At 35.2% G+C, this 9101-nt stretch carries 11 protein-coding genes; 2 read left to right on the top strand and 9 right to left on the bottom strand.

Annotated elements, in window-relative coordinates; all coding sequences use genetic code 11:
• Positions 1-165 precede the first annotated feature (165 nt).
• Positions 166-1554 carry a Mur ligase family protein gene (locus tag QZ143_RS08205; protein ID WP_292883035.1) on the bottom strand — a complete coding sequence of 463 codons (1389 nt, stop codon included), beginning with the start codon at positions 1552-1554 and terminating at the stop codon, positions 166-168.
• A 108-nt stretch (positions 1555-1662) separates the two neighbouring features.
• Between QZ143_RS08205 and QZ143_RS08210 the strand changes: the two genes are divergently transcribed.
• Together QZ143_RS08210 and QZ143_RS08215 are read left to right on the top strand one after the other, a co-directional pair.
• The gene (locus QZ143_RS08210; protein WP_292883038.1) at positions 1663-2754 is read left to right on the top strand and encodes a cation diffusion facilitator family transporter; all 1092 of its coding nucleotides are present in this window, start codon (positions 1663-1665) and stop codon (positions 2752-2754) included.
• A 37-nt stretch (positions 2755-2791) separates the two neighbouring features.
• Entirely contained in the window at positions 2792-3178 is a 387-nt protein-coding gene (locus QZ143_RS08215) for a hypothetical protein (protein ID WP_292608295.1), read from the top strand.
• A gap of 19 nt (positions 3179-3197) precedes the next feature.
• Here QZ143_RS08215 and QZ143_RS08220 read toward each other — a convergent pair whose 3' ends face one another.
• The 8 genes from QZ143_RS08220 to QZ143_RS08255 all read right to left on the bottom strand — a co-directional run.
• Positions 3198-3491: a hypothetical protein gene (locus QZ143_RS08220; protein ID WP_292608292.1), complete on the bottom strand. Its 294-nt coding sequence runs from the start codon at positions 3489-3491 to the stop codon at positions 3198-3200.
• Positions 3488-3802, bottom strand: coding sequence for a hypothetical protein (locus QZ143_RS08225; protein WP_292608289.1), 315 nt, complete (start codon positions 3800-3802; stop codon positions 3488-3490). The genes QZ143_RS08220 and QZ143_RS08225 overlap by 4 nt, the downstream gene beginning before the upstream one ends.
• Positions 3803-3845: 43 nt before the next feature.
• Positions 3846-4982 carry a hypothetical protein gene (locus QZ143_RS08230; protein WP_292883041.1) on the bottom strand — a complete coding sequence of 379 codons (1137 nt, stop codon included), beginning with the start codon at positions 4980-4982 and terminating at the stop codon, positions 3846-3848.
• Between the two features lie 4 nt (positions 4983-4986).
• Entirely contained in the window at positions 4987-5304 is a 318-nt protein-coding gene (locus tag QZ143_RS08235; protein WP_292883044.1) for a zinc ribbon domain-containing protein, read from the bottom strand.
• 2 nt (positions 5305-5306) lie between these two features.
• A complete protein-coding gene (locus QZ143_RS08240) occupies positions 5307-5879 on the bottom strand; it encodes a hypothetical protein (RefSeq protein ID WP_292608279.1) in 573 nt (190 codons plus the stop codon).
• Positions 5880-5949: 70 nt separating this feature from the next.
• The gene (locus QZ143_RS08245) at positions 5950-6849 is read right to left on the bottom strand and encodes an SseB family protein (protein WP_292883047.1); all 900 of its coding nucleotides are present in this window, start codon (positions 6847-6849) and stop codon (positions 5950-5952) included.
• A 5-nt stretch (positions 6850-6854) separates the two neighbouring features.
• Complete coding sequence (locus tag QZ143_RS08250) at positions 6855-7637, bottom strand: hypothetical protein (RefSeq protein ID WP_292883050.1); 783 nt, start codon at positions 7635-7637, stop codon at positions 6855-6857.
• 72 nt (positions 7638-7709) lie between these two features.
• Positions 7710-9101: helicase C-terminal domain-containing protein (locus QZ143_RS08255; protein WP_292883053.1), on the bottom strand; the 1392-nt coding region annotated here is incomplete at its 5' end.

Here is a 9101-nt window from a genome sequence, read left to right on the forward strand (position 1 = left end):
CCGTAAAACACATCTATATCATATCCATCAAGGGATTTTGCAAAACGGCAGTCCTTTTTGAATGCAACATCGGTTCCGATTACATTGTATCCTCTCTGTTTGAGGATTCTGGCTATCAGGTTTCCATTTGCCCCGCAAACACCAATGATTCCAAATGTCTTATCCTTATTCATATCTTTTTCTCCCGTCTTCAAGTCCTATCTTTATTTTGTTGACAATGTTTTCACGGTCAAATGATATGAGCGGACCCATATGCAGAATGATGTCTCCAGGTTCGGAGTATTTGAATGACAGTGCCGCTGCCTCTTCAAGGGATTCTGTTGCAACCTTTACCATTTTTTCATTTGAAATTGCATCAAGGATTTCCTGAGCTATGTGAAGTTCCACTTTCTGAATGGATTCATCAAATCCGCTTGCAAGCACTGCCTTGATGTTATCGTACTCATCCAAAATCAGACCCACCTCATGCTTGTCCCTTACCCATGAAGTGTCGAAGTGGTCAAGGAAAACAACAAGATTTTTTCCTTCAAAGTAATCCAGTGTAGTTCTGATTCCATCAGGAAGAAATGCCGCATCAATGATTACCTGTCTTCCATTCATTTCTCCGAAGTCTTCCATGTGTGCGGATATTCCCTTGAATTCTGTCAATCCTTTAATAATATCCTCTTCACTGAGACCGTAGTTTATACCGACTGCTGCGGCACCCACTGCATTTTCGAAAAAGTAGCTCATCATATAAAATGGTGTTTTGAATTTCCTATCACCGTATTCTATGGTCAGTTCCTTATCGCCCATTGTTCCCTTGAAGTCAACATCCTTGTCAAGGGCGTAGAAAATTGTATCCTCCCTTAGAAGGTCAGTTTCCCTCATGCATTCTGCATTTGCAATGAATGTTTCACATATATCCTGCATAATCAGCTTGCGTTTCTGGTATTTTTCGTAAGACCCTTCAAATTCGTTCAAGTGTTCGGGTGTTAAGTAGGACAATACTCCAATCTTAATGTTAAGCTGGTCCAAAAGACCTAGTGACCCATGAGGCAGTTCAAAAACAGCTATATCACATTCATCAGCCTTTCCAGTCACTATTCCATCAATGATTGTTTCTGAAACAAGGTTGTTTGCAAGTGATGAACATGACCATACGTTATAACCTGCTCCTTTAAATACACTTGTAATGAGAGTAGTTGTAGTGGTTTTTCCCATGGAACCTGTAATACCGATAATGTCTGTGGAAACAAGGTCATTTATCATTTGAGAGAATTCTTCATTGGTCAATATCTTAACATCACTTTCATCAATGAGCTTTGCTATTGGAGCTGTGCTCGGCAAAGTCGGAGGAACATAAACTGCTTCTATCCCATCCAAAGTAGGGTTTGGATTTTTCAAATCCAAAATTACTCCTTCCTCATCCATCTTATGCAACCATGTTTGATAAATAGGTTTGAATTCTGACATTTCCTTTAAATCTGTCATTATTACCTTATGACCCAAATAATTAAGCAATCTTGCAACAGGTCTACTTGCATTTCCAGCACCTACAACTAAATAATTCATAAAAAATTTCTCCCTAAGTAATCTATTCAGTTATAACTTTGATTTTTAATGTTTAAATATATTGTTAAAATGAAGATTTTATTAATTGAATATGACATAATTAATTTTATGTCAAGACAGGATAAGATTGTTAAAACAAGCATCATAGGCATTGTGGTAAATTTGATACTTGTAGCATTCAAAGCGACAATTGGAATTCTTGTAAACTCCATTGCAATTACTTTAGATGCAGTCAATAACCTAACTGATGCTTTATCATCAATCATTACAATTATTGGAACAAAACTGGCTGGAAGGGCACCTGATAAAAATCACCCATATGGATATGGTAGAATTGAATATTTTTCATCCGTAATCATTGCTGCGATTGTCCTGTGGGCAGGTATCACTGCATTGATGGAGTCTTGGCCAAAGATATTCAATCCGGACGTGACATCATACAATACAGTGTCACTGGTAATCATTGCCGTTGCAGTTGTAGTTAAATTTGCACTTGGAAAATATGTGAAAAATGTAGGTGAAAATATAAACTCGCAGGCACTTGTTGCCTCTGGAAGCGATGCGTTTTTCGATGCGATACTTTCACTTTCAACACTCATTGCAGCTATCATATCAATATTCTGGCATATTTCTCTTGAAGGAATTTTGGGAGTAATCATTTCATTAGTGATTATAAAGGCAAGTATTGATATGCTTAAAGAGACTCTTGACAGTATGATTGGTGCAAGAGTTGATTCCGAGCTATCACGCAGAATTAAGGATTCCATTTGCGAAGTTCCCGAAGTTTACGGCGCATATGACTTGAGCCTTCATAACTACGGACCTGAAGATATGCAAGGATCAGTTCATGTGGAAGTCGATGACACTTTGAGTGCACTTGAAATTCAAAATCTAAGCCGTCAGATTACCTTAAAGATTTACAATGAATTTTCAATCGCCCTAACAATTGGAATTTATGCAAGAAACGACAGGTACTCCAACATCAGAAGTGACCTTGAAAACATAGCTTCACAATACGAGGAAATTTTGGAAATTCACGGTTTTATAGTATATGAAGACCAAAACCTGATTACCTTCGACATGATTGTTGACTTTGATGCCGACAGAGCCAAGGTCAAGGAAGAAGTTCTCTCAAAAATCCAGGCAAAACATCCACAGTTCAATTACATGATAATTGATGACTATGACATAAGTGATTAATACTAAAAGAAACATAATTAATAGATAGGTGAAAACTATGGAAAATAAAAATATACTTTTAATTGCCATTGCTATTTTGATTATAGCAGTTATAGGTATTGCAGCATACAGCACAGTAAACCTGCAAAATAATGCAAGCAATACAACAGACAATACATCATCCAATGTATCCACAAATACTGGAAACATTAATTCAACTAGTAACGCTACTCAAAATAATACCAACAATACAACTATTGTTGGAGACAATTCTGTATTGAATATTTCCGCTTTAAACAAGACAAATGGCACATATAAGATATATGATCCTCAATCAGATTCATATGTTACTGTCATTGGTGAAAAATTCGATAATGGCGTTAACAGATGGTACACTTATGACAAAGATGGTGTAAGATATTACAATACAAGAATTAACCACTAATTCTTGTCTTTTCTTTTTTTTAATCAAAAAATACAACATTAATTAAATTATCCCTATATGTTGTCTCATCTCTTAGAGATTCTATGTGATGGATGGCATTTAATTTCAAATCCTCTAATTTAATTCTAATTTCCAAATCCTTAAAATCAACATTGAAATGAATTAAGTATTTCAAATCCATTTCATATGTGTATATGGCCCAGTCAGGCCCATTGATGTCAAGTAGCTTGATTGACCATTTGGACATTATGGCGTTGATTTTGGATGTGACTTCAGATATATCGAAATCCGAATTGATTACTATTTCTTTCATTGATATAAACTCTCAGGCTCGATGTCTTTTAAAAGATTGCTTATTTCAATTACATTACCTTCATCCAAAACACCAAAGCTAATGATATGTTCCTTTTTAAGGGACATTATCTGGCTTTCTATTACCTCATTTGTTGAAACCAATAAAAATGTTACCCATTCGTCATCTTCTGAAATATACTTGCACGGTTCAAAAAATTGGTTTTTGAAAAAGAAAGTAACTAATAAATCTTCTACGTTTTCTTTTGGTTCTCTTTGGTTTTCTTTAGCAAATTGTCTTTCCAATTCTAGAAATTTTTCCTTAAAATTCATGTTCAAAGATTTGTTTATAATATTTTATATAGATTTTCCCAATTCAAAATTCTTCCATATAACGTTTTACTACTTCAATATTGCAGTTCTGAAACCCTTCAGACAATATCAGCCATATCGCTTTGATAAAACCTTCATCAGATAATTTATTGCAGTTTTCAAGCTGCAGTTGCCTGTAATCTGGACTTTCTATTGTATCCTTAAGGAATTGTGTTTTTATATCCTCCCTTAAATCCCAGTCCAAAAATCCTTCTAGCAAATCCTTGATATAGATTGCGAACGTGTTTCCTATAGTCTTTGCAATGTCAACATGTTCGGAATCCAAATCCTTTTGGATAGCTGTGAATGAAGAATAATCCTGATAGCCGAATATTGTAAATCGTCCCTCAACGCTGTGGGCTGCATATTCATCAATCAAAGAGTTGAAACTTGAATTGCTCAATATATAAATAATTACTGCTTCCACATGCCTGTTTTTGTTCACATCGAGGATTTTACAGGTGGTGTGGACCAAAAATTCCTTTAATAAAAAATGTGACAGTTCATGAATCAAAGTTGTGATTTGAAGTGATTTGCGCTGTCTGTCATCTACATAAATCTTGTTGAACTGGAAGTATCCTAAATCTTCACCATATGACTTGTACTCTACGCTGACGAATGCCTTTGCAAAGAGCAACACCTTATCAAGTATGTTTAGACTGTCCAAATCTATTGAATTATCCTTGATTGCATTATCCAGATTTCTGAATCCCTGTGCTTTAATTGAATGGACAATATCATTAAAATCATCTATTGTAAAATCAAAATTGCATATAAGTTCCATATTGTCCTTTGTTAAAATGTTAGATGAATCTCCACTGCCCTTGAATTCAATTTTTGAGTTGATTTCAATGCCTTTAATGGAATCCATCTCCTGAGGATATTTCAAGGTTACAAGACAATCCGGACAGAAGTTTTCAACTGCATCGAATCTTTTGTTGCATTTCGGACAGATTTTTATTGACTTTATCGCCGGTGCCTCAAGGCAATGATCATATTTTACATAATTCCCCTTAAAATCATAATCATTCATTTCAATATATGAAGATTCAAGCTTCATCATCGGCCGCACATCCTCAATCAATGCCATCTTTTCAAGGTCAGGTTCCACATATTTATCCAATTGGGAATAATCACTCATCAAATCACCACATATACAGGAATGATGACGCAAAACTTATAAACCAGATTACCACAGCTACAATCAGAATATATTTTCCATGTTTTGATGCTTTACTTGAGTTTTTACGTGTCATCAGGTAAATTCCAATAATAATGCCAATTAGTGGAATCAGAATTGCAAAAATATAACCCAACACAATTGCCAAGGTGTGTGATTCTTCATAAGCAGACCTTTGAGGATTTTCAGCCCCTGGAACAGAATTAATTTTTGCCCCACAGCTTTTGCAGAAATTTGCACCGTCCGGCAACTCCACTCCACATGACGGGCAGTACTTTACCATAGTTACTCACCTAATTCGAATACTTTTTCTATCAATTGTTCTTCAGTTTTGTAAAAATCAAGTTTTAAGATTGTCATCAATGTTTCCGGAGCTCCAATGAGTTGTGTCATTGAATACCATGGCAGAAATATGTTTTTTGCACCCTGATTGTAACATAGCTTCAAAATTTCAGGCAAATTATCAGTTTGTTCTTTGTTGAGTATAACTGTAGCATCAGATGTTGGCTGGTTAAGTCTGATGGATTCATTTGCTACAATTTCCTGACATTTAAAATTAGTTGCTTTAGTGGAACCTGTCAGATTATCAACTGTAGTTTTATTATTTTTGATAGATAATTTGAATATGTTTCTGTTCTCAATGAAGTATACCTCACCGACAGCAGGTTTTGTCTTTAAGAGGTCATCAGGCAAATCACCGTAAAGTTCCTCTTCTACTTCCTTTTGAATTTCGGCAAGATTGACATAGGGAATAAAATCCTCTTCCTCGCCGGCTATTTTTTTCAAAAGACGAATGATTTCTTCATTCTGCTTTTCAATATTCTTATTGATTTTAATTAACTCGGATAATTCAGACATACTAGTAGTATATACTTCGTGATTATTAAACTATATGATTGAAAAAAAATTGAATGGACATTGAAGAACGCTATATGAATAGATAATAAATTGCGTTTGAAAGTCTCTCATCATTTGCAAACTTTTCAAAGCCAAGGCAATACTTCAAAAGCTCGGAACGTGGAATCAGCACATTATCACTTTCGGGATTGATAATAATTCCATCCATATCCTCGCTCAATACAAAATTAACCAAGGTTGCAACATTGACAATCTGAGAGTATTTGAAATAGTCTGTGCCAACATAGTCCATTTTTTCATGGGATGTGAACAATGTCGCATACTCTCCACCAATCATATCAACATACATCTGAGCCAGAGGCCCTGTTGACTTCATGGATATTATTCCATCCGTTGCATAATCAGACAGGTCATTCGCAGACAGCATCAATGCAAGCATCGTAGAAGATGCCAGCTTTTCAAACAATCCCTCATAATAGCCAATGTTTCTGGAGTCAGTGATGAAATCCTCCAATTCACGATTGTCAATATTATCGTTTAAGCTTTTAAGCTCCTCTTCACTATAAGGGTTATCTGAAAAGAAATTGGTTTTTGGAAGGTTGGTGATGCCCAATATGAACTTGTCTGTAAAGAGATACTTTTCGGAAGCGGGATTTAATATATATCCTTCGATGTCAGTTGTCTTGATAATGTTTTGATACAGTTCAAAGGAATTTTGAAGAACCTGTATATCTTCGCTGTCAGTATAGAACTTTTTGAACTCATCCATATCCGTAAAAAGAGGGGTGATTTTAGCCTCTTCATCCTCATAGATGATGAAATTAAGAGTATCATTTTCCCTTTTGGCGGGAATGAACAGATTGGAATATTTAAATTCATTAATCAATTTCAAAAGAAGAGATTGGGTTAGCTTATCATCATTTGCATGAATGTCTTCAATAACCAATCGCAGGTGTTTGTGGTTTGCCATTTTATCTAGTCTGCAAAAGAGTCTGATCCATCAAAATGCTTTTCTATTGTGGAATCTCCATTTTCAAAGACAACATAAATTTCATTGCCCTTATTGATTACAGATTTATATTCATAACCTTCAACTTCATCTATTGCATCATATAAATTCTGCATTGTCAAATCTTTGTCCTCATCAAGTTTTTCAAGAATGTCATAAGTTTCATAATCCATACTGCCCAATCTTGGATTGATGATACCTTTTCCTTTAGAGGAATTGATTACCTCCCTTTTTTCTTCTCTGAGTTGGAATCTTATTTCATTTTTATATTCATTTGAACCGTTTTTCTTGTCTACAAAATCAATGGCCTTATAATAGCTTTTTATGGCACCAAATCCGTCCCCCAATTGCCATTGAGATCTTGCTTTCCATTGATATGCTCCGGAAATATTTGAAAACCTATAAAATGAATCTTTATACTCTTTAATATAATTTTTAAAGCACTGCAAGGAATCATAAAATCTGTTTAGCTGATATAATGATTTTCCCTTAATATACTTCATGGAAGCGTCTGAACCTAAATTTAAATCGATTGCCTTATTTGCATATTTCAATGAATTTTCGAAATCCTGTGCATCATAAGCATCTTTAGATTTTGTTTCATATTCCCTATATTCCTCAACGAGTTTTTCTTCTTCACCATATATTTTTTTAATCTTATCTTCGGGAGAAACAATAAATTTAGTTCCACAGGAGCAAGTTTCAACTCCATCGTCGACAAATTTTCCGCATGTTGGACAGAATGGCATTAAATCACCTATTTGAATAATTTGTAATATGTTATTTAAAAATATTGCTATAAGTAATATTTATTAAACCAGCTAATATCTAATTAGGACTCTTTTGAAAAATTCCTTTTCAAGAGTTTCAATATTTGAATTATAATCAAAATAGCCCATTTCACACAATTGCTTCAACTTATCCTTGAACATTTCAAGCTCATGAGTGTCACAAAATGTTCCTGACTTGAAAAAATCCGTTAGGATTTTCACTTCTTCCTCATACAACAATGTTTTTTCATATATTTCAGCCAGTTTCAAATAGACTCTATAGTCATTTTTATCCAGCAGGTTCCTAAAGAATGCAATGGCCTTTTCAAAGTCATTATTTTTGATGAATTCCTCCCCCTGGCTAATGAGCAGGTCAGTTCCTGAATCACTTATGCTTTCAAATTCGCCGACATTGTGGATTTTGTCTATGGCTTCCCTAAAAGTATCAGGCAGAAACTGGTTTGAAATCATGTCAGAGTATACATAACCCATAAATCGATTGTCCATCATGTAAGTCCTGCAGAAATCCCCTTCAAAGCGCATTCCTCTACCGTGAGTCTGCACCAAAGCAAGACATGTCTTGTAGTCCATCCATTTGGCATTATCCATTGCTCTCATTTGAGTCTGCTTATCTCCCAAATCAGGATATGGTATTTTATAGATTATTTGAAAGCGACATTCATCGCCAGGCAGGTCAACACCTTCATTCATGGATGGTGAAACCAAAACCAACGCTTCTGTCGATTTTTTAAACTCCTCCAAAACCTCAGCCCTATTTGTAGTGTCATGAGTAATCAAACGTGAATCGTTTATATTATCAATTAGAAAGTCCCTGCATTCATTGCTGATTGTGTGGATGATTCCCTTTTCATTGAGGTGATTTGACAGAATGTTTCTGATGGTTGGGATTGTTCTGGGAGCTGACTTTTTGAGGATATCATGAGTCATGTTAAACTGATTATATGTTTTTATCGGATTATGGGACACGTCGAATGGACTTTTGCATCTAATCGGATAAATCTCATCAGCAGATATTCCAAGCCATGTTGCAAACAACTCATAATCAAGAATAGTAGCACTCATGAACAGACAGACATCGGCATATCTAAAAAGAGTATTTTCAGCATAGCTGTCGATTTTCAATGGTTTGAACTGGGCTACGCCTGCTGTCCTGTCATAGTCAAAAATCCATTTGTCGGGACTTAATGCAATCTGTGAGATGAAACGTCTGCAAGCGTTAATCTGATTTTTAATGAATAGGATTTTTCGTGAGATGTCAGGGTTTGTTTCAAGATGGCTGATTTTTTCAAGCTCGATTTCATATTTCTGCTTAATCTTTTCAATAAAGTCCATCCAAGTTGTAAAATCACCATTTTCAAGAGTGTTGACCCTTGATTTCGACAGATTGAAGTGGATATACTCCTTCAAATCCTGCCTTGAGAA

The organism is Methanobrevibacter sp. UBA188 (genome assembly GCF_905234905.1).
In the GTDB taxonomy this organism is placed as follows: Archaea; Methanobacteriota; Methanobacteria; order Methanobacteriales; family Methanobacteriaceae; genus Methanocatella.

What these genes read in the sequence shown, in the direction of transcription:
- QZ143_RS08215 (WP_292608295.1), top strand. Translation starts at nt 2,792, where the DNA reads ATGGAAAATAAAAATATACTTTTAATTGCCATTGCTATTTTGATTATA.
- QZ143_RS08205 (WP_292883035.1), bottom strand. Translation starts at nt 1,554, where the DNA reads ATGAATTATTTAGTTGTAGGTGCTGGAAATGCAAGTAGACCTGTTGCA.
- QZ143_RS08225 (WP_292608289.1), bottom strand. Translation starts at nt 3,802, where the DNA reads ATGAATTTTAAGGAAAAATTTCTAGAATTGGAAAGACAATTTGCTAAA.
- QZ143_RS08240 (WP_292608279.1), bottom strand. Translation starts at nt 5,879, where the DNA reads ATGTCTGAATTATCCGAGTTAATTAAAATCAATAAGAATATTGAAAAG.
- QZ143_RS08210 (WP_292883038.1), top strand. Translation starts at nt 1,663, where the DNA reads ATGTCAAGACAGGATAAGATTGTTAAAACAAGCATCATAGGCATTGTG.
- QZ143_RS08230 (WP_292883041.1), bottom strand. Translation starts at nt 4,982, where the DNA reads ATGAGTGATTATTCCCAATTGGATAAATATGTGGAACCTGACCTTGAA.
- QZ143_RS08220 (WP_292608292.1), bottom strand. Translation starts at nt 3,491, where the DNA reads ATGAAAGAAATAGTAATCAATTCGGATTTCGATATATCTGAAGTCACA.
- QZ143_RS08235 (WP_292883044.1), bottom strand. Translation starts at nt 5,304, where the DNA reads ATGGTAAAGTACTGCCCGTCATGTGGAGTGGAGTTGCCGGACGGTGCA.
- QZ143_RS08250 (WP_292883050.1), bottom strand. Translation starts at nt 7,637, where the DNA reads ATGCCATTCTGTCCAACATGCGGAAAATTTGTCGACGATGGAGTTGAA.
- QZ143_RS08245 (WP_292883047.1), bottom strand. Translation starts at nt 6,849, where the DNA reads ATGGCAAACCACAAACACCTGCGATTGGTTATTGAAGACATTCATGCA.